This window comes from Rhodococcus sp. Eu-32, assembly GCF_003336925.1.
GTDB lineage: Bacteria > Actinomycetota > Actinomycetes > Mycobacteriales > Mycobacteriaceae > Rhodococcoides > Rhodococcoides kyotonensis_B.
The window spans coordinates 1-436 of the sequence record NZ_QGNK01000081.1; the positions used below are offsets into that span (position 1 = coordinate 1).

The following is a 436-nucleotide window of genomic DNA, read 5'->3' on the forward strand; positions in this document are numbered from 1 at the left end:
TGTCGGCGCGGCGCTTTCTGCCGGTTGGGTTATTCACCACGCTGCTGGTGTCGCCTTCAGTAACAACCTTACGCTGGTTGGAAATTCTGTAATCCAGTCCAAGTATATGACGAGCCTGACGGTTCGATTTCATGTTAACTCCTCAATCCTGTTGCTAGTTTTAAGGACAAATTCGCTTACGCGAAAGAAACGTAACCCCTAAGGTTGCCGATACAGCATAGCAGGTTTTACAGAGTCGGGTGCTGCCCGCTTACCACATAGTTGATGGTCTGCTGGTAGATGTCACTGAGGATGTCATTGTCGGAAGCTTCAACCCATTTGGTCAGCTCCATTAAAATATCATCTTCAGTGACAACGCCTAACTCCGCGCGTAATCCTTGTTCAATCGCGTTGACCAGGGCCGGTTGTGCTGCTGAGGTATTTGCTGAGTGATAAG

Annotated in this window: 1 protein-coding gene; it reads right to left on the reverse strand. The window is 48.9% G+C overall.

Annotated features, from left to right (window positions below):
• Positions 1-227 precede the first annotated feature (227 nt).
• Positions 228-436: biofilm-dependent modulation protein (gene bdm / locus DK926_RS26385; RefSeq protein ID WP_114332841.1), on the reverse strand; the 209-nt coding region annotated here is incomplete at its 5' end.